Raw genomic sequence first — 25590 nt, forward strand, 5'->3', positions numbered from 1 at the left:
CGGCGTCAGCCGACGCGGCCGCCCAGTTCCGCGGTCAGCCACCGTTCGACGCGCATGACGTGCACGGTCGCCGCGGCGCGCGCGGCGTCGGGGTCGCGCGCCGCGAGCGCCTCGTGGATGCGCTCGTGGTCCTCGCGCAGTTTGGCCGCCAGCCCCGCCTCCTTGTGCCCGGCCCACACGCGGGCGTTGAAGGTGCGCGAGGACAGGCCCTCGTTGACGGCGGCCAGGGTGGCGTTGCCGGTGCTGGCGACGATGGCCTGGTGGAAGCCGAGGTCGGCGCTGACGGTGTCGGCGCCGAGCGCGTCCTGTCCGCCGTCGATGCGGCCGAGCAGGTCGCCCACGCGGTCGAGGTCGGCCGGGGTGGCGCGGGCCGCGGCCAGCGCGGTGGCGGCGGGTTCGAGCATGCGGCGCACCTGGAGCACCTCCAGGAGGGTCTCGCCCTGGGAGACCTCGGCCAGGACGGAGAAGGTCTCCAGCAGGTCGGAGGGGCGAAGCGCGGTGACGTAGACGCCGGCGCCGTGCCGGGATTCGAGTACCCCCAGGGTGGTCAGGGCTCGGATGGCCTCGCGCATGGAGCCGCGGGAGACACCGAGCCCGGCGGCGAGGTCGCGCTCGGTGGGCAGGCGCTGGCCGGGGCCGACCTCGCCCTGGGCGATCATCGCCTTGACCTGCTCGACCGCCCGCTGGGTGACGGGGGTGCGGTCCTGGTCCACGGCGCCTCCAAGGGTTCGGGGGCCGGGCCGCCGGTGTCGTTCCGACGGCCCCCATTACGCTAGAGATCATACCAATTTTCCATGGCATGGAGCTAGATGCGGATCTAACTGGGATCTTGTTGGCGAAACCCGCAAAGTCATGCGAAAGTGGTAGGACCAATATGAACCCGCGGCGTCGGGTGAGAAGGAGGCTCCATGCGGATCGCGCTCTTCGTCACGTGCGTCAACGACACGCTCTTCCCCGACACCGGGCGGGCGGTGGTCGGTCTCCTCGAACGGCTGGGCCACGAGGTCGTCTTCCCGGCCGATCAGACCTGCTGTGGCCAGATGCACTACAACACCGGCTACCGCAGGGCCGCAGAGAAGCTGGCCGTGCGCTTCGTGGAGACCTTCGCCGACGCCGACGCCGTGGTCGCCCCGTCGGGATCGTGCGCGGCGATGGTCCGCGACAACTACCCCCGTCTGGGCGAGGAGGGCAGCCGCCTGTCCCGCGAGGTCGCCGAACTCGCCCCGCGCGTGTACGACCTCACCGAACTGCTGGTGGACGTGCTGGGGGTGACCGACGTGGGCGCCTACTACCCGCACAAGGTCGCCTACCACCCCACCTGCCACGGGCTGCGGATGCTCGGCCTGGGCGACCGGCCCTACCGGTTGCTGCGCAACGTGCGCGGACTGGAGCTGATGGAACTGCCCGGCGCCACCGAGTGCTGCGGGTTCGGGGGGACCTTCGCCGTCAAGAACGGCGACGTCTCCTCCGCGATGGGCGCAGACAAGGCCCGCAACGCCGTGGCGACCGGCGCCGAGGTCCTGTGCGCCGTCGACAACTCCTGCCTCATGCACATCGGCGGCACCCTCTCCCGGCAGCGGTCCGGGATGCGGGTGGCGCACATCGCCGAGATCCTCGCCAGCACCGAGAAGGAGGCCGCCCACCGATGAGCGGAACGTTCCTGGGCATCCCGCCCTTCCCCGACGCGGCGCGCTCCGCCGTGGAGGACTCCCAACTGCGGCACAACCTGCGCAAGGCCACCCGCACCATCCGCGGCAAGCGCGCCGAGGTCGTCGACGAGCTCGACGCCGACTGGATGCGGCTGCGCGCCCGCGGCAAGGAGGTCAAGGACCACACCCTGCGCCACCTCGACCACTACCTGGAGGAGCTGGAGCGCTCCGTCCAGCGCGCGGGCGGCACGGTGCACTGGGCCGCCGACGCCGAGGAGGCCAACGCGATCGTCACCCGGCTGGTCCAGGAGACCGGCGAGAGCGACGTGGTCAAGGTCAAGTCGATGGCCACCCAGGAGATCGAGCTCAACCAGGCGCTGGAGCGGGCGGGCATCACCGCCTACGAGACCGACCTGGCCGAGCTGATCGTGCAACTGGGCGAGGACCTGCCCTCGCACATCCTCGTGCCCGCCATCCACCTGGGGCGCTCCCAGATCCGGGAGATCTTCCTGGAGCAGATGGCCGCGTGGGGCACGCCCGCCCCCGCCGACCTCACCGACGACCCCCGGGCCCTGGCCGAGGCTGCCCGGGTGCACCTGCGCGAGCGCTTCCTGCGCACCCGCACGGCGGTGTCGGGGGCCAACTTCGCGGTGGCCGACTCCGGCACGCTCGTGGTGCTGGAGTCGGAGGGCAACGGTCGGATGTGCCTGACCCTGCCGCAGACGCTCATCTCCGTGGTCGGTATCGAGAAGATCGTGCCGACCTGGTCGGACCTGGAGGTGTTCATGCAACTGCTGCCGCGCTCCTCCACCGGCGAGCGGATGAACCCCTACACCTCGACCTGGACGGGGGTGACCCCCGGCGACGGCCCCCAGGAGTTCCACCTGGTTCTGCTGGACAACGGCCGCACCGACGTGCTGGCCGACACCGTCGGGCGCCAGGCGCTGCGGTGCATCCGCTGCTCGGCGTGCCTGAACACCTGCCCGGTCTACGAGCGCACCGGCGGACACGCCTACGGCTCGGTCTACCCCGGGCCGATCGGCGCGATCCTCACCCCGCAACTGCGCGGCATGTCCTCGGCCACCGACGAGGCGCTGCCCTACGCCTCGTCGCTGTGCGGGGCCTGCTACGAGGTCTGCCCGGTGGCCATCGACATCCCCGAGGTCCTAGTGCACCTGCGCGAGGAGGTCGCCGAGGGGAGCGGGCACCTCGGGGAGAAGGCGCTCATGGCGGGCGCGGGCGCGGTGTTCGGCTCACCGACCGCCCTGGACGCGGTGCAGAGGGCGGCGGGGCTGGCCGGCGGCGCCGTGCCCAGGCACCTGCCCGGCCTGGCGGGCCAGTGGACCGATACACGCGACATCCCCGACATCCCCAAGGAGTCGTTCCGCCGCTGGTGGAAGAGGGACGGAAGGAGCGAGGGTTGAGCAGCGCACGCGACCGCGTCCTGGGCAGGGTCCGCGCGGCCCTGGCCGACGTTCCGGCCGGGGAGGACCGGCGGTGGCCAAGGGAGGGGCCCGAGGAGCGCCCCTACGCCGACAGCCACGGCGAGGGGCCGTCCCTGGACGTGCTCGTCGACCGGCTCGTCGACTACAAGGCCACCGTGCACCGGGTGGACGCCGAACGGCTGCCCGCCGAGGTCGCGGCCTGCCTGGAGCGCGCCGGCGCCGCACGGGTGGTGGTACCCGAGGGGGCGCCGCGCGAGTGGTTCGAGGGCTGCCCGGCGACCCTGCTCGCCGACTCGCCGGAGCGTCCTCGCACGCTGGCCGAACTCGACGGTGCCGACGCCGTGGTCACCGGGTGCGCCGTGGCGATCGCCGAGACGGGCACGATCGTCCTGGACGCGGGGCCGGACCAGGGACGGCGCGCGATCACGCTGGTGCCGGACCACCACGTGTGCGTGGTCCGCGCCGACCAGGTCGTGGACGGGGTGCCGCAGGCCGTGCGCCTGCTGGATCCGGCCCGGCCGCTCACCTGGATCAGCGGACCCTCGGCGACGAGCGACATCGAACTGAACCGGGTCGAGGGGGTGCACGGACCGCGCCTGCTGGAGGTGCTGGTCGTCGGCTGACCGCTCCCCTACCGGGGCCGCCAGTCCTCCAGGAGCCGTTCCAGGGGGTCGGCCTCCTCTTCGGGCGGTGCGAACGGCGCCTGGTAGCGGGCGCCGACACCCGCCGGGGCCGCCGCCCGGGTTCCGACCCGGCGGACGCCGGCGGCCTCCGCCGTCTCCCGGGCGGGCTCCTTCCGCGCCAGGGGCGCCTGGTAGCGGGCACCCTGGGGTGCGGGGCGGCGCTTGCGGCGGAACCGGCGCAGGGGGACGGTCGGCTCGTCCCTGTCCGGCTCCGCGCGCTCACCCGTGGGGGCGAACCGGACCGGGAGCGCCTCCAGGCCGTGCACGGTCGGCGAGTCGCGCCAGGCCGGCCCTTCGGTGTCCAGCACCATGCCGCGCAGGCGGTCCACCACCGCGTCGATGGCGGTACGGACCAGTTCTCGGGTGAACCCGGTCGCGGGGCAGCGGTGCGCGCCCGCCCCCCAGGCCAGGTGGGAGCGGTTGCCCGCCATGGCGAACCCGTCGCGCGGGACCACCGACGGGTCGGTGTGGGCGGAGTCGAAGGAGAGCAGCAACGGGGCGCCCCGCCGGATGCGGGTACCGGCGAAGCTGACGTCGGCCGCGGTGTAGCGCCCGGCGATCGTCCGCACCGGGCAGTCGGTCCACATGACGACGTCGATGAAGTCCTCGGGTGTGAGGGTGCCGCCCACGTAGGCGGTCCACACCGACGGATCGGTGAGTAGTTTGAGCAGGGCGTTGCCGATGAGGTGCGTGGTGAGTTCGTGGCCGCTCTCCCACATCCGGGACAGCGCCTCGGCCGCCTCCTCGTCGGTGAGGCCGTGGGGGTGCGCCAGCAGCCGACTGGTGAGGTCCTCCCCCGGCCGGGCGCGTTTGCGGGCGACCAGGCCGGTGAAGTAGGAGCGCATGGCCGGCTCCACGGCCTCCGCCGCCTCGGGGCCGCCGTCCCACAGGCGGTGGGCGAGGTCGGCCAGCAGGCGCCCGTAGTCGTCGGGCAGACCGAAGACCTCGTTGAGCACCAGGGCGGGCAACGGGGCGGCGAACTGGCCGATGAGGTCGATCCGGCCCTCTGCGGCGGCACGGCCGAGCAGGTGCGAGGCTACGCGCTCCACGATCGGCACGAGCCGGGGCGTGGCCACCCCGGCGAGGGCGTCGACGACCGGGGCGCGCAGGCGCCGGTGCTCCTCGCCGTCACGGGGCAGGGCACCGGTGTGCGCGGGCTGGCGGCCCGACGGGATCCAGGGACGGGGGTCGGCGGAGAAGTGGTCCTGGTCGCGCAACGCCTGGAGGTTCTCCTTGTATCCGAGCAGCAGCCAGCCGTGGACACCCGGGGCGACCTCGGTGGGGACCGGTTCACCGTAGCGGGGCCGCGGTCCCTCCGGGTTCGCCGCGTGGCGGCCGCGCGGTCCCGGGAGGCGTTCCCCGCCCACGGGGCAGCGGGCTGCGCCCGTACCGTCCTGGCCGGGGCCCTCACCGCTGGCGCCGGTTCCCTGGTGCATGGAGACTCCTTGGCTGTCGGTGCTGACGCGACGGTACGCAGGCAATGTTTCCAATGTGCTTCCAGCAGGAAAGCCGTGGTTTTCCGCCCCTCGCAGCAGACCCCACAAGGCAGGGAAGCCGTGAAAGCCGTATCGGCGGCGTTTCCCCGGAAACCACCACCGGACGGACTGGCACGGCGATCCGGTAGGTTGATCGGTCGGCGCCCGGACGGCGCCCCGGAACGTCCCGTCCACACAGCGCACACCACCAGGGAGGACCGCCGTGGGCAGCAGGAACCGCAAGCGGCGTGCTCCCCGCGCCGACGCCTGGTCCGGCCCCTCGGCCGACGACGCCCCCGCCCAGATCGTCACCGGCGCCGTCGACGCCCTGGTCATGGGACGCGGCGGCGCGGGCGTGGACCTGGCCTCGGCGCGCCTGGCCGACACCGAGGACGCCGCGTGGGCGCGGGCCGCCGAGGCCGCGGTGGCGGCCTCGCTGGCCGACGGCCTGGCCTCGGCGTGGTCGCGGGGCTGGCGGCCGGCCGAGACGGTGCGCCACGTCGGCCGGGAGCTGGGCGGGGCGGGCGCGGCGCTGTGCGCCGAAGCGGTGGCCGCGCAGATGCGGCGCCACTCCCCCGGCTCGGTAGACCCCCGATGGACCGCCGAGGTGCGGGCCCTGGGGGCCTCCGCCGCGGAGGGGACGCCGCTCGCCCAGGCGGCGGCCGGACACGGGCTGCTCCGGTTCGAGGCCGCCGACCTGGCCCTGCGCCTGCTGTCGGTGCTGCGGGTCCTGCCTCCCCTGGGGACGCTGGGCCCGGTGCCCGGCGCCTTCCGACCCGGTCCGGCCGCTGCGGTGCGGCCGGTCTCCGCAGTGGACCGGGGGAAGCTGGAGCGGGTCCGGGCGCTGCTGGCCAAGGCGGAGTCGACGGAGTTCCCCAGCGAAGCCGAGGCGCTGAGCGCCCGCGCCCAGGAGCTGATGGCCCGGCACAGCATCGACCGCGCCCTGCTGGACGAGGAGCGCTCACCGGGGCGGCCCTCACCCGCCGGGGCCCGGCGGCTGCCCGTGGACGCCCCCTACGACGAGCACAAGGCGGTTCTGCTGCACGAGGTGGCCGAGGCGAACCGCTGCCGTGCGGTCTGGCACCAGGACCTGGGGCTGTGCACGGTGGTGGGCTTCGAGGGCGACCTGGACGCGGTCGAACTCATGTACACGTCGCTGCTGGTGCAGGCCGAGAGCGCGATGCGGGTCAGCGGCGCGGCCCGCGACCGGTCCGGGCGCGGGGCGCGGCGGGACTTCCGGGCCTCGTTCGTCTCGGCGTTCGCGGTGCGTGTGGGCGAGCGGCTGGCGGAGGCGGCCCGGGCGGCGGCGGAGGAGGCCGCAGCGGAGGCCGGAGCCAGCCTGGTGCCGGTGCTGGCCGACCGCGAGCGCCGGGTCGGGGAGGCCGTGGAGGAGGCGTTCGGGGAGTTGACGCACACACGGGTGCGCGGACCCCGCAGTGCGGAGGGCTGGCGGGAGGGCCGCGCCGCGGCGGACGCCGCCTCCCTGGGTTCGCGCCGTCCGGTCGCCGACGGCTGACGGCGGGGCGACGGGTCCGACCCGATAGTGAGACTTCTCATTTTGCTTACGTTCGTTTGAAGAATCCATCAAAGACACCATTGATCCCCTTCTGTCAGGGATACGTTCCTACGCTTGGTGCATGGCGGACACATCCCCCCACCTCCAGGCAGGACCCGCCCGACGCCTCACGAGCGCTCTGGCCGCCCTCGCCCTGGCGGCCGCGGCCTGCTCCGCCCCCGAGGCGGAGACCGCCGCCACCACGGCGGAGCCGTCCGCTCCGCCCTCGCCGGCCCGCGAACCGCGTACGCTCACCGTCGCGGGCGGCGGCGACCTGCTCGTCCACAGCTCCATCTGGCGCCAGGCCGAACGCGATGGGGGCGGCGGCTTCGACTTCGCGCCGATGCTGGCCGACCTGTCCCCCGTCCTGGACGGAGCCGACCTGGCGCTGTGCCACCTGGAGGTGCCGTTGGCACCGCCCGGCGGCCCCTTCACCAGTTACCCCGTGTTCAGCGCCCCGCCCGAGCTCGCCGAGGGCGTGGCCGAGACCGGCTACGACGGGTGCTCCACCGCCTCCAACCACACCCTCGACGGCGGCGAGGCCGGTGTGGTGCGCACCCTGGACGGGCTGGAGGCCGCCGGGCTCGGGGCGGCGGGAAGCGCCCGCACCGAGGAGGAGGCGCGTACGCCCCGGATCTACGGGGTTCCCCTGTCTCAGGGCGACCCCGTCGCCGTGGCCCACCTGTCCTACACCTACGGGTTCAACGGCTTCCGCCCGCCCGAGGGCAAGGAGTGGATGGCCAACCTCATCGACGAACAGGCCGTCCTCGACGAGGCCGCGCGGGCACGCCGGGCCGGCGCGGAGATCGTGGTGCTGTCGATGCACTGGGGCACGGAGTACTCCCACGAGCCCGATGCCGCCCAGCTCTCCCTGTCCGGCCTGGTCGCCTCCGACAGCATCGACCTCGTGCTGGGCCACCACGCGCACGTGGTGCAGTCCGTGGACCGGATCGGGGACGAATGGGTGGTGTACGGGATGGGCAACCAGGTCGCCGGGCAGTCCAGCCCGCCCATCGACTCCCGGCGCGAGGGGCTGACCGTACGCGTGGAGTTCACCGAGACGGCTCCGGGGGTGTGGGAGTCGGGGACCCTGGAGGCCGTACCGACCTGGGTGTCCCTGAGCCCCGACATCCGTGTGGTCCACCTGGCACGGGCCCTGCGGGACCCCGGCCTGTCCGAGGGCGACCGCCGGGCCTACCGGGAGGCCTACGACCGGATCATCGGCCACGCCGACGGCCTCGGGGCGTCCGACGACCCCGGGTTCACCACGTCGCTGTCCACGTGATCCGGCACGGGGATCGTGCGATTCGCCCGACCGCCGAGGACCTGCGGCGCTAGCCTGGTGCCGTCTCCGAGAGCCTTGGGTGGGCAGAACATGACCGAACGCATCCTGTCGGCGGCCCAGGCGTGCCTGGCATGGGCCCGGCGGTGCTCCCCTCCCGTGGCGGTGGACGCGGACGCGCTGGTCTTCCTGCTGTCGGCCCACCGGGACGCCGGCGCGTCCGACCCGGGCGACTGGACCGTGGCCGACGTCCGCGACATCGCCCGCACCGTGCGCGGCTGGGACCGCACCCCCGACACGCTGCGGGACACCTGGCTGGCCTGGTGCGACCACCTCGTCGCCGCCGACGGTCTGACCTCCCGGGAGAGCCCGCGCAGGCTGCGCTCGGCCATCGCGGCGGTCGGCCTGGTGCCGGACGGCCCCGCGGAGGCCACCGCCGACGGCATCGCGCTCCCGCTGCTGAACCGCCTGGACGCGGGAGACGGTGGGTTTGGTCCGCTCCCGCCCGTGGTGCCCGCCGCCGCGGAGGAACTGGACGCCGCGGCACGCGCGTGCCCTCCTCTGGCCGAGGCCGCGGGCCTGGCCGCGTGGGTGGGCGGGGGCCGCCCCCTGGACACCGGCGCCGAACACGACGCGCTCACCGGCCACGACACCGCGGAGGCCGCCGCCGCCCTGGGCATCCGCCCCGAGGGGGTGCGCCGCGGCTTCGACGCGGCCCTGGCCGCCGGGCTGCTGCGCCGCACCTACACCCGTGTACTGCCCGGGCACACCGTGCTGGAGGGGGGCGGTGCGGGTACGGCGGCCGACGCGTGGGCGGACGCGCTGCTGTCGATGGCCCGTGCCCCGGCCGCGACCGTCCTCCTCTCCCTGATGGACCTGTTCGTCGCGGGAGAGCCCCGCCCCGCGGCCCGGATCGTCGACACCTACGGCGGCGGTGCGGTGGCGGCCGGCGGTCCGGGGACGGCCGATCAGGTCGGGGCCGCGCTGGAGGACCTGGCGACCCTGGGCGCGGTGGCACCGCACGGCGGGGGCGCCTTCCGCATCACCCCCCTGGGCGACCACTTCGCCGTGCGCCGACTGCGGCAGTGGGGCGCCGAGGTCGCCCTCACCCCGCCGTTGGAGCGCATGGAGGCCGAGCACGCCCTCACCGTGGCGGAGAAGGGGCGGCGAGTGGACGCCGAGGGCCTCCTCGCCCGGTGGACGGCGGTGCGCGGGGCCGCCCCGGCCGCGCAGGAACTGCTGGAGGCCGCCGCCGACCCCGGGGATTGGCACCGCCGCCGTCTGGCGGTCTCAGCCCTGGGCGGTGTGGAGGGCGATCTGGAGCCGGTGCTGGGGATGTACGCGCACCACCCCGTGCTCGGCGGGTGGGTGCGGCGGCTGCGGGGGACGGACACGGGCGCGGACACCTCGCACCAGGCGGTGTGGGCGCTGCTGGACGGCTACGCGATCCTGCTCGACGCGGGGCGGCCGTTGCCCGGCGGAGACGGCGAGCGCTACGCCGGGCGCGCCGGCGACCTGGTGCGGACGGTCTCGCTGACGGGACATCCTGCGGCCGAGGAGGTCCTGGACCGGCTCGCCGGCGGCGCGCTCGGCCCCCGGGTGGCCGCGGCCGCCCGACAGGTGTGAGCGGCGCCCCGGCCGGTCTTCCGGCAGGCGCCGCCCACCGTCCTCAGGTCTCCTGGATGGTCCCGCACTCCTCGTCCTCGGGGTCGAGCTCCTCCAGCGCGTAGGGGTCCCTGGCGGGGCCCTGCGGCTTGTCCCCCCGGGGCCACTCGTCCGGGTAGGCAGGGGTGACGGTGGCCTCCTCCAGGCAGTGCGCCGGGCCCGAAGCGCTCCACCAGCCGGGCCAGGGGTCCCAGGTCCCACCCAGGTCGTAGAAGCCGACCTCCCCGTAGTGCGAGGTCACCAGGCGCACGGACACCAGCTCGCCGGGGCGGGCGACGGGGTGGACGACGGTGTACTCGGTGCGGACTGCCAGGTAGTCGGTTCCGTACGGATCCTGTGCCTGCTCGGCCCACATGCGGCCGTTCACCTTGACCACGTCGCCGATGGGCTCGGCCGTGCCGGGGGTGAGGTGGAAGAGGACACCCGCGCTGTCCTGGGCGGGGTCCTCGTGGCCGAGGTTCTCCTCGTACCAGTCCAGGTACCGCTCACCGAGCAGGGACGTGAACGCGCTGTCGTCCTGGCCGAAGACGGAGTCCTGGTCGAGGTAGACGGCCTCCAGGAAGTCCTCGGTGATGAGGTAGGCCTCCCGGACCCGCTGCTCGGAGTAGGGGCCGACCGCCTGCGCCTCGGGGACGCCGAAGTCCTCGGCGTAGTCCTCGGCCTCGGTGCCGCCGAAGGGGTCGTCGCGGTCCACCAGGTCGTAGTCGGCCAGGGGTACCGGGTCGGGGTCAGTGGTGGAGGCGGGCGCGCCCGCGTCCGGGACGAGGGTCTCCAGGAGCGGGCCGACGGGGGCGCAGGCCGTGAGGGTCAGGGCGGCGCACAGCGCCGCGCACGCGGTGGTGCGCGAGGTGAATGACATGGGGGATGCCTCTAGGAAGTTTCACAACGAACATGAAATTTTTCCCATTAGTACCACTTTTTCGGAGTGGTCACCCCATGTCCGAGCACCTCAGAGCGCACGCGGAGCCCGTGGAGGTCCCTCGGTCCACGGGCCCCGGAGCACGACCGTGTCGCACCGTCGACCGTTAGGCCGGGGTACTGAAGTACTGGTGCGGCTGGAAGATGCAGATGTTGGTCTCGCCCTGGGCGTTGGCGTCGGTGACCTCGACGAAGTAGCCGTAGTCGGTGCCGGGCTTGAGGGCGGCGGCGGCCGTGACCGAGCCGCGGTTGAGACCGGCCTGGGCCTCGCCCCGCATCCGCTGGATGAAGATGTTGTCCCACCAGGTGAGGTTCTGGGTGTCGAACTCCTGGACCGAAGCGCCCGTGGACAGCCGGTAGATGTAGTAGGCGTCGGGGCCGCCGCTCTGGTTCAGCGTCGGCCACTCGCAGGTCAGCTCGCCCTCACCGGGCACGGCGTCCAGCGTCTTGCGCCCGGCCGGGGCGAACCCGGAGAGGATCTGCTCGCGGTGGGCGGTGTAGTGCTCGACCAGCGCCTTGGCGGTGTCGCTCTTCTGGTGGCAGGAGCGGGTCTCCACCTTGCCGTCCACCGAGCGCACCTCGATGGTGTACTCGCCCTCCTTGAGGAAGCCGGTGGGCAGGTTCACCATGTACCAGTAGTAGTCCAGGGTCCGGTCGTAGATGAACCCGTCGGTGTTGCGCGGGGTGAAGAGCTGGTTGGTGAAGGTCACCTCGTACCCGTCCGGCCCCTTGGCCACGATCGAGTCGATGAGTTCGGGGGTGGGCACGCCGGGCGTGGGGTAGAAGGAGACGAGGAACTTGTGCTGCTCCTTGGGCAGGTGGTTCCCCTCGAAGTCCCAGTAGACATCACAGGCCATGATGTCGTAGATACGCACCTCGGGACCGCTCATGAGAGTTCCTCGATTCCATTACGTCGGCTCACGTCCTTTTCAAGTCTCCTCCCGCACATCAGGGCCCGCATCGGTGAAACACCTGGCCTGGACCGCACCCACCCCCGCAAAACGGACCCAGTGCCACCCCCGCGCACCTCTCACCAGCGGCGTCGACCACTAGTCTCTTGGTCATGCCATCATCGGACCACCCTTCACCGATCCCCTCCGACGACACCGGCCCCGGCCGCGGAGTCCTGGTCACCGGAGCGGCCCGCGGCATCGGCCGGGCCGTCGCCCGCGCCTTCGCCGAACGGGGCGACCGCGTGGTCGTGCACTACGGCAGCCGCCGCGCCGAGGCCGAGGCGACCCTTGCGGGCCTGCCCGGCGACGGGCACGCCCTCGTCCGGGCCGACCTCGCCGACCCCGACGACACCGCCGCGCTCGTTGAGCGGGCGGTGGAGCACACGGGAGGACTGGACGTGGTGGTCAACAACGCGGCGCTCAACCCGGCGCACCCCCTCGGCTCCGTCTCCTACGACACCTGGCGCGACGCCTGGCGATCGGTGATGGAGGTGAACGTGTTCGGTGCCGCCAACGTCTGCTACCTGGCCGCCCGGCACATGATCGACCGGGGTACGCGGGGGCGCATCGTCAACGTCGGCTCCCGCGGTGCCTACCGGGGCGAGCCCGACCACCCCGCCTACGGAGCGAGCAAGGCCGCCCTGCACGCGATGGGCCAGTCCCTGGCGGTGGCACTGGCTCCGCACGGGATCGGTGTGGCCTCCGTCGCTCCCGGGTTCGTGGAGACCGAGCGGGTGGCCGACCGGCTCACCGACGCGGTCCGCGCCGACAGCCCGTTCGGCCGGGTCGCGCGGCCCGAGGAGGTCGCCGCCGCGGTGTGCTACCTGGCCTCCCCCGGTGCGGTGTGGAGCTCGGGCGCCGTCCTGGACGTGAACGGAGCCTCCCACCTGCGCTGACGCCGCATCCTGGCAATGCAGCAAAGGCCGATATGTCCCCTTTCAGGGGTGCGTGTGTAGGGTGGCGGCCGATGGCGCGCCGACGACGGTCGGCCGCCCCGCCGCGCGGAGAGGGCCCGAAGAGCGTATGAGTCTGGTCGCCATCAGCGATCTCCACATCCGGCACAAGGACAACCGCGCCTTCACCGAGAAGCTGTGGCCGGAGTCGGCCGACGACTGGCTCCTGGTGGCCGGAGACGTCGCCGAGACCACCGACGACATCCTGTGGGCGATGGGACTGCTCGCAGAGCGCTTCCCGACCGTGGTGTGGGTGCCCGGCAACCACGACCTGTGGACCGTGCCCTCCGACCCCGTGCGGCTGCGCGGGCAGGCCCGCTACGACCACCTCGTCGCGGCCCTGCGCGACCTGGGCGTGCACACCCCCGAGGACCCCTACCCGGTGTGGGAGGGGCCCGGCGGGCCGGTGACCGTGGCGCCGCTGTTCCTGCTGTACGACCACACCTTCCGCCCGGAGGGGGCGGCCACCAAGGAGGAGGCGCTGGAGATCGCCTACTCCCGGGGCGTGATCTGCACGGACGAGCACCTGCTGCACCCGGATCCGCTGCCGACCCGCGACGCCTGGTGCCGGGCCCGCCTGGACTACACACGCGCCCGTCTGGACGCGCTCGCCCCGGGCACGGACACGGTCCTGGTCAACCACTTCCCGCTGGTGCGCGAGCCGACGCGGATCCTGCGCTACCCGGAGTTCGCCCAGTGGTGCGGTACCGAGGAGACCGCCGACTGGCACACCCGCTACCGGGCGCGGGCCGTGGTCTACGGACACCTGCACATCCCCCGCACCATCGTCGTGGACGGCGTGCCCCACATCGAGGTGTCCCTGGGCTACCCCCGCGAGTGGGGGCGGCGGCCCAGCCCGCCGGAGGGTCCCCGGACGGTCCTGCCCGGGTGAGGCGGTCGGGCTACTCAGAGGGGGCGGACTCCCGCGACGGGGACCGCTTCCGGCGGAGCAGGAGCGCCTGGCCGACGTCGAACAGCCCCACAGCGATGATCACCAGCCCCAGGGGGCCGCACCGGAACCAGAAGAACTCCAGGTCCCAGAAGAACAGCGCGAGCGCGGCACCGACCGCGACCAGCACCGCCCCGAACACGATCCTGAAACCCACGTCGCCTCCCTTCCTCCGGCCCCGTCCGTACCGGTAGGGGACCGGGCCTGCTTCCACGGTACGAGAGGGACACGGGTGGGCAGGCCCCGGTGGCCGGGACCCACACCACCAGGCAGTCGTAGCCGGTGGCGATCCGGGAGATCCGGCCGTGCCCGTCCCGCAGCGCCGGGCACAGCCCGCACGTGTGCGACATCCGCCGCTCGGCCAGCCCGTCGGGCAGTGTGTGCCGACACGAAGGCAGGATTCCGAACACCCGACGCTCTCCTTGCTCTGCTGCCAAGGTTTTGGCCGTGCCGGTGCCGATCGGACACCGGCTTGGACGCGAAGAGCCCGGTTCGGGTTCTGGCCCCCGGAGGACCGGGATCCCGCGGCGCGGCGGTCAGCGCTCAGGACGCCAGGCCTCGGGGACGCTCACCCGCCGCGGGTCCAGCGGCTCGATCGCCGACAGCAGGCCCTCGGGGCACGGCCCGGAGGCGCCGGTGAAGGCCACGGCGCAGCCCTCGAAGGAGGCCTCGTGGAAGGAGACCCGGTCGGAGAAGGCCGCCTCGCCGAAGTGCACGCGGTCGGAGAACACGGCGCCGTCGAAGGAGACCCGTCCGGTGAGGGAGGCCCGGGCGAAGAACGCCCCGCCGCTGAAGACGGCCCCGTCGAAGGAGGCCCCGCCGAGGAACGACGCACCGGCGAAGGAGACGCCCTCGGCGTCGGAGAACCGGGCTCCGCGAAAGTCCACGTCGCCGGAGAACGAGGCGAGCGGGAAGTCGGTGTCGGGCGCGAAGACGACGCCGGTGAAGTCGAAGTCGCACTCGCGCCAGGGGGTGCGTGCGCGCAGGCGGTCGGCGATGACGCGGACGATCGTCACCCGCACCTCGCTCAGGGCCGCGTGCGGCGGCACCTCGGGGTCGGGGGCGCGCAGGTAGGAGCACAGGACGTCGACGCACGTCTGCCTGGCGCCCTGGTCGGGGGCCTCGTCGGCCAAGTGTGCCAGGGCGTGCACGCCGCCCAGTCGCACTGCGGGGCGGTCGGCGCCCAGCCGGTCGACGGCCGCGGGGAAGCGTTCGGTGAACAGGCGTCGGCGTGCCCGGTCCTCGGCGGCCGTGGTGTCCCCGGCCTCCTCGGCGCGCTGGCGCCGGTAGGCGATGACCGGGAACGTGACGGCGGCCGGGGCGGCGGCGGAGGCCAGGGAGAGGAGCGCGAGGGTGCGCACCGCGTCGGGGTCCAGGGCGCGGGGCGAGGTCGGCGGCGGTGCCCCCATGACCCACCATGCGGCCAGCCCCAGGGCCAGGGCCGCGGCGGCGGTCGCCGCCCAGGCGGCCAGGAGGGCCTGGGGCAGGGAGGCACGGCCGATCCGTCGGCCCAGGCGTGCCAACCGCGGCCGGGAGGCGGCGGCGACCGTCGCGGTGCCCGCGGCGAGGCCGGTCACCGGTCCCGCGCCGGGCAGGGACCAGTAGGCGCTCCACAGCGGGATGAGGAGGGGGAGGGCGCTTCCGGCTGCCAGGGCGGCGCCCAGGAGGAGGGCGGTGGAGCGGAGCGGCTGGTCCCGCACGCGCCGGGGCAGGCGTTCGTAGAGGGGGACGAGGGTGCGGCGGGCCCTCATCCGGACCCGGTGCAGGCGGGCCGACCACGGGGATGAGGCGGGCTGGGGTGTGCGGGCCATGAGGGAACGGTAGTGGAATCACCTATACCCGGTGAGAGCCGGTCGCCTGATACGTCCGCATATGAACCGCACTGGCAGGAAGTGCGGTGCCCGGCACCCGAGGGAACCACCGGAAGCGCGGTACTGCGGTCCGCCGGGTCCGGCTCGAGAAGCGCGCCGATACCACCGGGGATCCGGTCCCACCACAACCCCGGCCGTGTGCGCGAAACGCCCCCGCCAGGCGGACCGGGCGGGGATGATCACGGACACGCACACGACGTCCCCGACGAGGAGCGGCCCATGGCCCGACCGCGCACACTCCGGCCCGTACACCCGCACGGCCCCCGGATCAGGGCGAGCAAGTACAACCCGTGGCTGTCCGACATGGCGCGCCTGTCCGCGTGGACGGTCCTCACCCGGCTCCCGCGGATGGTCCTGGGCATCCTGCGCGTGTCCTGGCGGGCGAACCGCCTCGACACCGCCACCGCGCTCACCCTGCACACGGCCGCGGGGATCGTCGGTGCGGTCGTCCTGGTCGCCGTCGTCGGGGTGCTGGACGCGCTCTTCACCACCGGGCCCACCCCCGAGCGGCTCCGGGAGGCCCTGCCCTCGCTGCTGCTCCTGGTGGGGGTGGCCGCTCTGCGCGGGATCCTCAGCACGGGGGCGGGCTGGGCCCAGGAACGGCTGGGACCGCAGGTCGAGCGGGAGATGGAGCTCGAACTCCTCTCCCTCACCTCCCGGGCCGACCTGGCCGCCTTCGACGACTCCGACTACTACGACGCCCTGGCTCGGGGCCGCGACCGGGGCATGCACGAGTCGCGCGCCCTCATCGCCAACACCATCGACGTGCTCACCGGCGTCGTCGGGCTGGTCGCCGTCACGGGGGTACTGGCCGTCCTGCACCCGGCGCTGGCCCCCCTGCTGGTCCTGGCGGTGCTCCCCACGGGGTGGGCGGCGATGCGGGCCGCCCGCATCCGCTACGCCCAGCTCCGGGAACTGACCACCACCCACCGCCGCCAGCACCTGGTGGGCGACCTGCTCGCCGACCGCTCCTCGGCGGCCGAGCTGCGCGCCTACAACATGCGCGCCGGTCTGCTGCGCGAGTACACCGTCATCGCCGACCACGTCCGCTCGGTCATGCTGGGGGTGGCCCGGCGCCAGACCGCGGTACGGGCCGCGGGCAGCGCGGTCGGCGGGCTGGCCACGGTCGCCGTCTACACCGCGCTGGCGGGGCTGCTGGCAGTGGGGGCGATGCCGCTTGCGGTCGCGGGCGCGGCCTACGTGGCGATCGGCCAGGGCAGGGCGGCGCTGGACCGGCTGACGTTCGCGGTGACCCGCGCCTACGAGGCGGGGCTGTACGTCGACGACGTCCACCAGGTGTGCGCGCAGACCCGGCGGCGCCTGCCGGTGCCCGGCGAAGCCGATCTGCCCGGCCCGCTCACCCGTCTGAGCGCGCACGGTGTGCGCTTCTCCTATCCGGGCCAGGACCGGCCCGCGCTGCGGGGCGCCGACATCGAGGTGCGCAGGGGCGAGGTCGTGGCGCTGGTCGGCGAGAACGGTTCGGGCAAGTCCACCCTGGCCAAGCTCATCGCCGGGCTGTACACGCCCTCGGAGGGACAGATCCGGTGGAACGGGGTGGACCTGCGCGGAATCGACGTCGAACAGGTGCGGGACCGGATCGGCCTGATGAGCCAGGACTACACCCAGTGGCCACTCTCGGCGCTGCGCAACGTCACCATGGCGGGGCCCGACGACCCCGTCGACAGGGAGCGTCTGGAACGCGCGCTGCGGCTGAGCGGCGCCGACGAGGTGGTCGCTCAGCTCGACCACGGCCTGGACACGATGCTCGACAAGCGCTTCGTGGACGGCGCCGACCTGTCCGGCGGGCAGAAGCAGCGCGTGGCGGCGGCGCGCGGGCTCTACCGGCGGGGGGACCTGGTGATCGCCGACGAGCCGACCGCCGCGCTGGACGCGCGCGCCGAGAAGCGCCTGTTCGACACGCTCCAGGCGGCGGCCGAGGACGCCTCCGTCCTGCTCATCACCCACCGGCTGGCGTCGGTGCGCCGGGCCGACCGGATCTACGTGCTGCGCGAGGGCGCCGTGGCCGAGCACGGCACCCACGACGAGCTGATGGAACTGGGCGGGCTGTACGCCGAACTGTTCACCCTCCAGGCCGACGCCTACCGGGGCCTGGTCCCGCCGACCGCGCCGCCGCGCCCGGTCTGAGTACCGAATCCCCCAGGAGGGGACCGACCACCGCGACGGCGCGGATCGGGACTCAACCCTGCGAGCTGATGAGCGGCAGTGCTTCCAATCGCTTGTCCACGATCCGGGAGACAAAGCCCGGAACGGGGAACTCCTGCTTGATTCCGGGCCATGAGGACAACATGGCCTGCACCGTTTCCGAGACGACCGCGAGGATCTCCTGTTCATGCGCGTCGAGACTGCGGGCAAGCGGCCGGAAGCTGTCCACGGTCATCGCTTCCGAACGTCTGGTGCCTCCCAGCGGAAAGGCCAGATTCGCGTCGAGTTCCGGATAGGCGGCGACGCACACCAGATCGTAGGCGGGAGAGAGTCGGGCATGATGGCCGTCCGGGTACCGGAGCGTCCAGTTCTTCAGGTGGGCATCGGCGTTACCCATGAGCACCATGGCGACGAGGCGGCGCACGTACTCGAGTACGTCCTCCTCGGGGCAGAGGACTCCGATGGCTCTTCCGATACCTTCGTAGCTGGCCCTGTCATACTTGGCATCGGTAGAGACCTCGCGGATCTGCGCGAAGTCCTCTTGGTGCACCGGCCCACCGCTGGTCCGATCGAAACGGCGCACAGCGAGCACAGAGCCAGTCGCGGTCACCACCCCACGGGGGAGGTTCCTCAGCACACCGCCCTCCTCAAGGCAGATCTCGGGGACATCGATCCCGGACCGTGCCGCCCAGCGGAGCATGGAGTACTCATTCTCGGGAACTTCGGGGAACCGCTGGTCCGCTAGTTTCACCATCCAGTCACCGCCCTTGCCGGTGGCCGGCAATACCAAAGCCTTGCCTTCGAAGCGCATGGAGAACTTGGGTTGCACGCCGGCGAAGGAGAAACGCAGATCGCCTTCGTTTCGGTGTTCACGCGTCCCATCGTGTTCGGGAAGATCATCCAGGACGGAGTCAGGTACAACCCGGACGGCTCCGGGAAGGTCCTCGCCCGCATGACAGAGAAGGACGAAATCGTGAATCTTCTTCTTTCCCAGGGATGCGGCGACCAGTTGGCGCAGCCCGCTTCCCGTCTCGGGAAGCAGACCCGCGAACCATTCCGGTACACTTCCGCTCGCCGTTCTCTGCTTGCGAGGGTCGCGCTCGAACCCCTGGCCCAGTACAGGATGGTCGGGGTCCAGGTCCTCATAGTCGAACCAGGTGTTGCCGAGCCGGTATCCGAGTGTGCCGACACGTCGCGACCCCAGATACACCTGGGCCGTCGTATCAGTCTGGTACACCGTTGATCTCCAGTCCGTCTTCGAACCATGCTTCCGGCTGAGGTCCGTCTGCAAAACCCCACAAAGCCATGGACTGCACATACCTGGCAATGACCTCGTGTATGAGATCCGCGCGGCGTCTCACGAAATCATCTCGGCGCCCCTGTTTGAGGAACTTCAGGCCGGTCTCGTCCACGCAGTGGGATCGCAGGGCCTCTTCGGTCTGTCCGTCGACCAGCAGCCTTTCCCCCCTGTCCACCCGAACACCGGGTTGCACCAGCCGGTTGGCGAGGCTCTGGTCACCGCTCACTACGGGGAGAAGGACGGACTTCCGGCCGTCCAGAGCGTCGGCCAACAGGTCCGTGTGGTCCAGGCGCTTCCCACGGTCATAGCCGTTCCGGTCCCCACCGGGGACATCGTCCAAGAGGAGTGGACGGACCGATAGCAGGCCGAGGACGTTGACTTTGGTCTGGGCACGGTTCAGAGCGGTCTGCGCCAGGTCAGGTTTCCACGCCTCGCCACCGGGCGGCAGCAGCTTGAGAAGGCGATCAGCGCTCTCCACTGGGTCGGCATGCACCGCGCTCGCGTTGCGACGCAGGGCCACCGTGTTCCCCTGTGGTGCAGCACCCCCGACCGCTCCCCGCCAGATCCAGCGGCGCAGCAACTCCGCGCCACGTCCCTGGGGCGCGCCGAAGAGCGCGGTGTAACGGGCGATCACCGGCAGGAAGAGGGAGTAGGGAAGCAAGCGTATATGGGGGATCCCCGCCTCGTCCCGCAGGAAGTTCACCGTGAGAGCGATGGCCTTCTCCGTACGTACGAACGCCTCATGGCGGTCTTCGTCGCCCTTGAACTCTTCCCGGAAGTCGCGGTCGACCGTCCCTCCGCGGACCGCCATGACGCTCTGCATCAGAACTTGAGCGGAGAAATCCCCGAAACCCAGACTCGAAACACGCTCCCGCAGGGCTTCGGGGTCCGATGGCTGCGCATCCAGGGGAGCGGAGTGCAGTGCTTTGAAGACCTCGGCACGTTTGAGCCTCTTGCCGAAGTTGTTCATCCGGTCGAAAATTTCGCTCAGCGCCTTCTCGTCATCCCCCTCGACCTCGTACATGGGGATCTCATAGGTTCGGAGCGCGGAGCCCACGGCGTCGCACCGCTCGAAGTCCTCATCGGTCAGCCAGTGCCGTTCACGCTGCCAGGCCAGCAGACGCTTGTTGTCCCCCGCGACCCAGACGGGAAGCCAGTGGTCTTCGACACGCCGACTGTGGGGAGCGGAGACGAACTTCTCCGACCGAAGGTCGTAGAAGATCCGAAACCTCTGATCGGCCGTCTCCTCTGAGGCGGAGAGCGCACCGACCAGTGTCGTGAGACGCTGCTGGCCGTCGACGACCCACAGCGCATCCCGTGCGGCAGGCACCTGGAGCCGCAGTTCACCGAAGTTGACGATCGCCGCAGGGGCGGGTTTGCGCCAGAGCAGCAGGTTCCCGATCGGGTAGCCGCGCAGGATACTGTCAAAGAGCCGTTCCGCATCGCGTGCGTCCCACCGGTAGGAGCGTTGGAACTGTGGTATGCGGACACGCCCTTCCCGTGCCCACTGAAGCAGTTGAAGGGCGTCCTCCCGTGTCACCCTCGGCCTCATCACAGCGGCCATGGCACACCCCCCTCACACACCCGATCGGCAACGGCGTACCGAGCACCCCGCCCGGTCAACGCAGATCCTTCAGTCGACGGCCATCGGACGTGGCGAAGACAGCCCAACCGTTCTGCGGGTTGCCCGCCAGCGCACTGGCCGCGCTCGAAGGCGTGGCATGCAACGCGCCGTCCTCGGTCCGCAGCGCTCCGTCCCCTTGCACGACCACTGTGTGCTCCCTGCCCAGGTTCCGCCGGTACCAGACCAACTCCTGGCCTTCCACCAACTTCCCTTCGGCCAGAAGGGGAACCAGCCCCTGCTCTCTCCCCTCCCCAGGCTGGGAACGCACGGGACGACCGGGTTCCTCATCAAGGTTCAGGAGTCTGCGCAACGTGCTGTTGGGGGTGTCGACGAACGGTTCGGCCAAGCCCTGGAGCTTCTCAAACACCTCGTCATCGATTCGGATACTGCGCACAGCCACCACCTAATTTCACTATTCACTATCACTCTATCATTTATTCAAAGTGAAAGTTTAGTGAGGCCACGGTTCACCTTCCCCGGCTCCGCGCTGGTTCTCAGGCCGGGTATGCGCGCTGGGCCACGTGGTCGGGGACAGGCAGGTCGAAGGCCAGGTCCGGGGCGGTCTCGGGGGCGCCGAACACCCGGTGGACCGGGAGCACCCCGGCCCAGACGGGCAGCGCGAGGTCCTCCTCGTCGTCGACGGGAGGGCCGGTGCGCACCTTGACGGAGGCCTCGTCGAGGGCCAGCGCCAGCACGCGGGTGGCCGCCCTCTCCTTGGGGCCGGGCGGGCGCACCGCGTCCCACCGGCCCGGGGCCAGGTGCTCGGTGAGCGCCCGCAGACCGGCGAGGCGCTCCTGCTCGTCGGTGACCGTGCGCAGCACACCGTAGACCATGGCGGAGCGGTGGTTGACCGAGTGGTGGAACGCCGAGCGGGCCAGGACGATGCCGTCCAGCAGGGTCACGGTGAGGCACGCCTCGCCCCCGGCGCGCAGGGAGCGGGCCCCGGTGGAGCCGTGCAGGTAGAGGGTGTCGCCGATACGCCCGTAGCAGGTGGGGACCACCATGGGCGTCCCGTCGGCGACGACGCCGAGGTGGCACACCAGCGCGGCGTCGAGGAGGTCGTACAGGTCGGAGCGGTCGGTTCTGGCCTTGTGCTTGGCCCGGCCGAGCCGGGTGCGTGCCGTCGTGGAGAGCATGGCTCTAGGTTAGGGAGAAGTGGATATCCCGACCATGTCCACTTCTCTCGGAAAGCAGAGGACCACTGTGGCACGTCACGTCACCGAGGCCCCCGTCCACCTGGACCGCGGCGGCGCACTCCCCCTCACCGCGCAACTGGCGAACGCCCTGCGCGAGAGCATGGCCGGGGGTCTGCTGCCCTCAGGCGAACGCCTGCCCTCCAGCCGCGCCCTGGCCGTGCGGCTGGGGGTGAGCAGGACGGTGGTCACCGAGGCCTACCAGCAGCTCTACGCGGAGGGCTGGCTGGAGGGGCGCCACGGTTCGGGCACCTTCGTCGCCGAGCACACCCCGCTGCCCGCCCCCGCCCCAGCCCGTGGGGCGGCTGCGGTGCCCGCCGGACGGCGGCCCTCACGCGGGGAGGCCAGGGACCGCGACCTGGTGGACCTGCGCCCGGGCGCGCCCTGGGTGCTGGGTATCGACCGCGCCGCCTGGCGCCGGGCCTGGCGCCACGCCGCCGAGGAGCCCTTCGGCGACGACCCCGACCCGCGCGGCCTGCCCCGCCTGCGCGCGCTGCTGGCCGAGCACCTGCGCCGGGCGCGGGGTGTACGGGTGGGCCCGGAGAACGTCCTGGTCACCAGGGGCACGGGCAACGGGCTGGACCTGGTGGCGGCCGCCCTGCTCGGCCCGGGGACGCGCGTGGGCATCGAGGACCCGGGGTACGGCCGGGCGTACGGCGTTCTCGGCGGACGCGGCGCGGAGGTCGTCCCCTGCCCGGTGGACGGCGAGGGCATCGTCACCGAAGGGCTGCCCGGAGACCTGGCCGCGGTGTACACGACCCCCGCGCACCAGTACCCGCTGGGCGGCAGGCTGCCGGTACCGCGGCGGGAGAGACTGCTGTCCTGGGCCCGGGAGAGCGGTGCCGTGGTGGTGGAGGACGACTACGACGCCGAGTTCCGCTACGACGTGGCACCGCTGCCCGCCCTGTACGGGCTCGATCCGGAACGGGTGGTGCTGCTGGGCACGCTGTCCAAGACGCTCACCCCCGACCTTGGGATCGGCTGGCTCGTCGCCGCTCCGGCCGTGGTGGAGCGGGTGGCGGCCACCCGGATCCGGTTGTCGGACCGCACCAGCGGCCCGGTCCAGGCGGCCACGGCACTGCTGCTGGAGCGCGGCGACCTCGACCGGCACCTGCGCCGCATGCGGTTGGAGTACGCGCGGCGGCGCGCCCTGCTCGTGGAGCGCCTGGGGCCGTACCTGACCGGGGACACGGCGGGGCTGCACGTGATGGTGCCGCTGTCGGCGGACGCGGTCGGCCCGGTGGCCGCCGAGGCGGCCGAGCGCGGGGTGCTGGTGGAGGACACCGCGCACGCCGGCCGGGGTAGGCCCCGGGTACACGGTCTGGTCCTGGGCTACGGGTCGGCGGACCGGTCACGGCTGCGCCGGGCCTGCGCGGTCCTGGCCGACGTGCTGGGCCGCCATGCACCCGCGTCCCGGCCCCAGAACGCGGACCGCCCCTGACTTTCCACTGACAAGTTCCCTGGAGTACACTGGTCTTTCCAGTGGAAAGTTCAAGGGGGCCGCCGTGGAACCGCTCATCACCCTCGCCACCGTCACCCTCCTGCTGCGTGCAGCGGGGGCGCTGGGCGTGCGCGCACTGCGGGCGTGGCCCGTCGCACTGCGCGGCGGGCTCGCGGCGATGTTCGCTCTCACCGGAACGGTGCACTTCGTCGGCATGCGGGGCGAGCTCGTCGCGATGGTCCCGCCCGCGCTCCCCGCGCCGGGCCTGCTGGTCACCGCCACCGGGGTCCTGGAACTGGCCGGGGCCGCCGGCCTGCTGTGGCCGCGCACCGCGCGCTGGGCCGCGGTGGGGCTGGCCGCCCTGCTCGTGGCGATGCTGCCCGCCAACGTGCACCTGGCCCTGACCGGTACGGACCTGGCCCCGCACCAGGAACTGCTGCCTCGCACCGCGATGCAGGTGCTCTTCCTGGCCGCGGCGGCCACGGTCGCCCTGACAGCCCCGCGCCGACTGCGGGGCGCTACACCCGGCCCCGCCGGTTCCAGGAGGTGACGACCGGGCGCCCGTGTTCGTGGCCGAGCGTGCCCACCCCGCCGGTGTCCAGGCGCAGCAGCGCACCGTCGCCCGGCTCCAGGCCGAGCCAGCGGGCCGCGAGCACACGCAGGACGTGGCCGTGCGCCACCAGCACGACGTCGGGGGCGTCGCCGCCCAGGAAGAGCGAGACGGTGGCCAGGACGCGGTCGGCGCGCTCACCGACCTGGCGCGCGCCCTCGCCCGGGTGCTCGGCGTCCCCCTCCGGCACGCCGTCGGTCCACAGGTCCCAGTCCGGCCGCTCCCGGCGCACGTCGGCGGTGGTGACCCCCTCGTAGGCGCCGTAGTCCCACTCCATGAGGTCGGGGTCGGTGACGGCACCCGCCAGCCCCGCCAGTTCGGCCGTACGCACGGCGCGGCGAAGCGGGCTGGTCACCACCAGGTCGATGTCGCGCCCGGAGAGCAGGGGGCGCAGCGCCTCGGCCTGGCGCTCCCCCTCCGCGGTCAGTGGCAGGTCGGTCCGCCCGGTGTGCCTGCGCTCACGGCTCCACTCGGTCTGCCCGTGCCTGATCAACACCAGTTCTCCCATGGCACCGATCCTGCCCCACCAGCGGCGCGGACGCACCGTCACCTCCCGGGTACGGCCCTGCCGGGAACGGCCCCTCGCGCCGAAACGGGACGGATTCCGTGAAAGCGGGACGGACGACGGGGGATCGTCGCTAGTCTCCTGCACATGACGCAACGCACCGTAGCCACTGACGCGCGGGGCTCGGCGCCCGAACAGGCCTCGCAGCCCCGGTTCCACAAGCCCAACGAGGACCTGGCCGCGGCGATGGAGTGTGAGCGCTGCGCCGAACTGGGCATCAGCAACCCTCCCGGATGGGCCGACCGCAGGAAGCTCGCCAACAGCCGCGAGCGCAAGCGCAAGGACCGGGAGTACCTGCGTCGGCGCCGGGAGGGACCCAAACTCAAGCCCAACCGCCCCCCGTCCCACCTCAACGGGCACCAGGCCTCGCTCCTGCACCGGGTGTGGGCGTACCTGGCCGAGCGGTCCGTGGGCGGGGACCCCGACAGCCGCCTGCTCGCGCTCACCTGCGCCCTGCGCGGCGCGGTCAAGGGGCACGCCAATCTCACCGGACAGGACCTGCGGTCCCTGCGGCTGGAGGACCCCCGCGCCGCGCTGACCGCCCTCACCTCCTCGGGCTGGCTGGACACCACGCCCGAGGAGGTGATCGACTCGGACGCCCAGAACGTGGCCCGGTGCGGCCTGCCCGACCTGGAGGGCAACCCGTGGGACACCAGCAACGGGATCCGCTCGCGGACCTCGGGCTGGGTCTCGCGCGGACTGTCGCACAAGAAGTTCCGCAAGAAGCCCAACCGGCTCCGGTTGACGGGGGTGTACCTGGCGGCGCAGGCGGACACCCGGGGGGAGATCTCCGTCCCGGTCGAGGAGGTCGTGTCGGCGTGCGCGCTGACCGGCGGCGCCGACGAGGTGGCCGAAATGGTGGCGTGGCTGGTCCGGCTCGACTGGATCGAGGAGCCCGCCGGAGACACCGCCGAGGTGCGCACGCGTCTGACGGAGCTGACCGGGCCGATGTCCCTGGCCCCGTTCCCGCCCCGGACGCCGCCCAGGGACGCCCCGGCCACCACCGACCCGGACCTGCCCGTGAGCGAGCGCGCCGACGCCCTGCTCTCGGGCCGGGAGGCGGAGGTCGCCCGGTGGGTGGCGGACTACCGCTCCGAGCACGGCCACGGTCCGAGCTGGTCGGCCCTGTCGGTGCACTTCGGCTGGCCCGTCCGGCAGGCGCCGGACCACGAGGTCTCCCAGGAGGTCTTCGCGCGGCTCCAGGAGGGCGGGTGGCTGGTGGGGATGGGCGTGCCGTTCGGGCTGCGGCCCGGACCAGCCGCGTCCTGACCCGGGGCGGCTGCTGCTGGGGCGCTC

23 protein-coding genes are annotated in these 25590 nt (G+C 72.7%); 12 read left to right on the plus strand and 11 right to left on the minus strand.

The window, feature by feature from the left end; genetic code table 11:
* Window positions 1-5: 5 nt before the first annotated feature.
* Window positions 6-713, minus strand: coding sequence for a FadR/GntR family transcriptional regulator (locus tag ACFHWE_RS10840; RefSeq protein ID WP_416600755.1), 708 nt, complete (start codon window positions 711-713; stop codon window positions 6-8).
* 195 nt (window positions 714-908) lie between these two features.
* On the opposite strand from ACFHWE_RS10840, the gene ACFHWE_RS10845 reads away from it, so the two are divergent.
* Genes ACFHWE_RS10845 through ACFHWE_RS10855 form a run of 3 tightly spaced genes read left to right on the plus strand, consistent with a single transcriptional unit; the run spans window position 909 to window position 3717 of the window.
* Window positions 909-1649 (plus strand): (Fe-S)-binding protein, encoded by a 741-nt coding sequence (locus ACFHWE_RS10845; protein WP_416600757.1) that lies wholly within the window; start codon window positions 909-911, stop codon window positions 1647-1649.
* On the plus strand, window positions 1646-3073 hold the full coding sequence (locus tag ACFHWE_RS10850; RefSeq protein ID WP_416600759.1) for a lactate utilization protein B: 1428 nt from the start codon (window positions 1646-1648) through the stop codon (window positions 3071-3073). The genes ACFHWE_RS10845 and ACFHWE_RS10850 overlap by 4 nt, the downstream gene beginning before the upstream one ends.
* Window positions 3070-3717 (plus strand): LutC/YkgG family protein, encoded by a 648-nt coding sequence (locus ACFHWE_RS10855; RefSeq protein WP_416600760.1) that lies wholly within the window; start codon window positions 3070-3072, stop codon window positions 3715-3717. Before ACFHWE_RS10850 ends, ACFHWE_RS10855 begins: the two co-directional genes overlap by 4 nt.
* Before the next feature lie 8 nt (window positions 3718-3725).
* Here the strand turns inward: ACFHWE_RS10855 and ACFHWE_RS10860 are convergent, their stop codons facing one another.
* Complete coding sequence (locus ACFHWE_RS10860) at window positions 3726-5213, minus strand: cytochrome P450 (RefSeq protein ID WP_416600762.1); 1488 nt, start codon at window positions 5211-5213, stop codon at window positions 3726-3728.
* A 262-nt stretch (window positions 5214-5475) separates the two neighbouring features.
* Here ACFHWE_RS10860 and ACFHWE_RS10865 point away from each other — a divergent pair, with 262 nt between their 5' ends.
* From ACFHWE_RS10865 to ACFHWE_RS10875, 3 genes are all read left to right on the plus strand, one after another.
* Window positions 5476-6768, plus strand: a complete 1293-nt coding sequence (locus ACFHWE_RS10865) for a DUF2786 domain-containing protein (RefSeq protein ID WP_416600764.1) — start codon at window positions 5476-5478, stop codon at window positions 6766-6768.
* 121 nt (window positions 6769-6889) lie between these two features.
* Window positions 6890-8092 (plus strand): CapA family protein, encoded by a 1203-nt coding sequence (locus ACFHWE_RS10870; protein WP_416600766.1) that lies wholly within the window; start codon window positions 6890-6892, stop codon window positions 8090-8092.
* 90 nt (window positions 8093-8182) lie between these two features.
* Window positions 8183-9715, plus strand: a complete 1533-nt coding sequence (locus ACFHWE_RS10875; RefSeq protein ID WP_416600768.1) for a hypothetical protein — start codon at window positions 8183-8185, stop codon at window positions 9713-9715.
* A gap of 43 nt (window positions 9716-9758) precedes the next feature.
* Here the strand turns inward: ACFHWE_RS10875 and ACFHWE_RS10880 are convergent, their stop codons facing one another.
* Both ACFHWE_RS10880 and ACFHWE_RS10885 read right to left on the minus strand, forming a co-directional pair.
* Complete coding sequence (locus ACFHWE_RS10880) at window positions 9759-10613, minus strand: hypothetical protein (protein ID WP_416600770.1); 855 nt, start codon at window positions 10611-10613, stop codon at window positions 9759-9761.
* A gap of 166 nt (window positions 10614-10779) precedes the next feature.
* Complete coding sequence (locus ACFHWE_RS10885) at window positions 10780-11562, minus strand: hypothetical protein (protein ID WP_416600772.1); 783 nt, start codon at window positions 11560-11562, stop codon at window positions 10780-10782.
* Window positions 11563-11735: 173 nt separating this feature from the next.
* On the opposite strand from ACFHWE_RS10885, the gene ACFHWE_RS10890 reads away from it, so the two are divergent.
* The gene (locus tag ACFHWE_RS10890; protein ID WP_416600774.1) at window positions 11736-12521 is read left to right on the plus strand and encodes an SDR family NAD(P)-dependent oxidoreductase; all 786 of its coding nucleotides are present in this window, start codon (window positions 11736-11738) and stop codon (window positions 12519-12521) included.
* A gap of 127 nt (window positions 12522-12648) precedes the next feature.
* Window positions 12649-13470: a metallophosphoesterase family protein gene (locus ACFHWE_RS10895; RefSeq protein ID WP_416600776.1), complete on the plus strand. Its 822-nt coding sequence runs from the start codon at window positions 12649-12651 to the stop codon at window positions 13468-13470.
* Window positions 13471-13480: 10 nt separating this feature from the next.
* Here the strand turns inward: ACFHWE_RS10895 and ACFHWE_RS10900 are convergent, their stop codons facing one another.
* Together ACFHWE_RS10900 and ACFHWE_RS10905 are read right to left on the minus strand one after the other, a co-directional pair.
* Window positions 13481-13684, minus strand: a complete 204-nt coding sequence (locus ACFHWE_RS10900; protein WP_416600777.1) for a hypothetical protein — start codon at window positions 13682-13684, stop codon at window positions 13481-13483.
* Window positions 13685-14063: 379 nt separating this feature from the next.
* Window positions 14064-15338, minus strand: coding sequence for a pentapeptide repeat-containing protein (locus ACFHWE_RS10905; protein ID WP_416600779.1), 1275 nt, complete (start codon window positions 15336-15338; stop codon window positions 14064-14066).
* A gap of 279 nt (window positions 15339-15617) precedes the next feature.
* On the opposite strand from ACFHWE_RS10905, the gene ACFHWE_RS10910 reads away from it, so the two are divergent.
* Window positions 15618-17543 (plus strand): ABC transporter ATP-binding protein, encoded by a 1926-nt coding sequence (locus tag ACFHWE_RS10910; RefSeq protein WP_416600780.1) that lies wholly within the window; start codon window positions 15618-15620, stop codon window positions 17541-17543.
* Window positions 17544-17595: 52 nt separating this feature from the next.
* On the opposite strand, the gene ACFHWE_RS10915 is transcribed toward ACFHWE_RS10910, so the two are convergent.
* The 4 genes from ACFHWE_RS10915 to ACFHWE_RS10930 all read right to left on the minus strand — a co-directional run bounded on the left by ACFHWE_RS10915 (window position 17596) and on the right by ACFHWE_RS10930 (window position 21621).
* Window positions 17596-18798, minus strand: coding sequence for a type II toxin-antitoxin system HipA family toxin (locus ACFHWE_RS10915; protein ID WP_416600782.1), 1203 nt, complete (start codon window positions 18796-18798; stop codon window positions 17596-17598).
* On the minus strand, window positions 18785-20401 hold the full coding sequence (locus ACFHWE_RS10920) for a DUF262 domain-containing protein (RefSeq protein ID WP_416600784.1): 1617 nt from the start codon (window positions 20399-20401) through the stop codon (window positions 18785-18787). The genes ACFHWE_RS10915 and ACFHWE_RS10920 overlap by 14 nt, the downstream gene beginning before the upstream one ends.
* Window positions 20402-20480: 79 nt before the next feature.
* A complete protein-coding gene (locus ACFHWE_RS10925; RefSeq protein WP_416600786.1) occupies window positions 20481-20879 on the minus strand; it encodes a hypothetical protein in 399 nt (132 codons plus the stop codon).
* 100 nt (window positions 20880-20979) lie between these two features.
* The gene (locus ACFHWE_RS10930; protein WP_416600788.1) at window positions 20980-21621 is read right to left on the minus strand and encodes a pyridoxamine 5'-phosphate oxidase family protein; all 642 of its coding nucleotides are present in this window, start codon (window positions 21619-21621) and stop codon (window positions 20980-20982) included.
* Window positions 21622-21688: 67 nt separating this feature from the next.
* On the opposite strand from ACFHWE_RS10930, the gene ACFHWE_RS10935 reads away from it, so the two are divergent.
* Both ACFHWE_RS10935 and ACFHWE_RS10940 read left to right on the plus strand, forming a co-directional pair.
* Window positions 21689-23119 (plus strand): PLP-dependent aminotransferase family protein, encoded by a 1431-nt coding sequence (locus ACFHWE_RS10935; RefSeq protein WP_416600790.1) that lies wholly within the window; start codon window positions 21689-21691, stop codon window positions 23117-23119.
* Window positions 23120-23183: 64 nt separating this feature from the next.
* Complete coding sequence (locus ACFHWE_RS10940; protein WP_416600792.1) at window positions 23184-23669, plus strand: DoxX family membrane protein; 486 nt, start codon at window positions 23184-23186, stop codon at window positions 23667-23669.
* Here the strand turns inward: ACFHWE_RS10940 and ACFHWE_RS10945 are convergent.
* Window positions 23638-24237 (minus strand): histidine phosphatase family protein, encoded by a 600-nt coding sequence (locus ACFHWE_RS10945; RefSeq protein ID WP_416600794.1) that lies wholly within the window; start codon window positions 24235-24237, stop codon window positions 23638-23640. The genes ACFHWE_RS10940 and ACFHWE_RS10945 overlap by 32 nt on opposite strands.
* 144 nt (window positions 24238-24381) lie before the next feature.
* Between ACFHWE_RS10945 and ACFHWE_RS10950 the strand changes: the two genes are divergently transcribed.
* On the plus strand, window positions 24382-25563 hold the full coding sequence (locus tag ACFHWE_RS10950; RefSeq protein WP_416600796.1) for a hypothetical protein: 1182 nt from the start codon (window positions 24382-24384) through the stop codon (window positions 25561-25563).
* The last annotated feature ends 27 nt before the right edge of the window (window positions 25564-25590 follow it).

It is taken from the genome of Nocardiopsis sp. LOL_012 (assembly GCF_048060475.1).
Classification (GTDB): domain Bacteria; phylum Actinomycetota; class Actinomycetes; order Streptosporangiales; family Streptosporangiaceae; genus Nocardiopsis.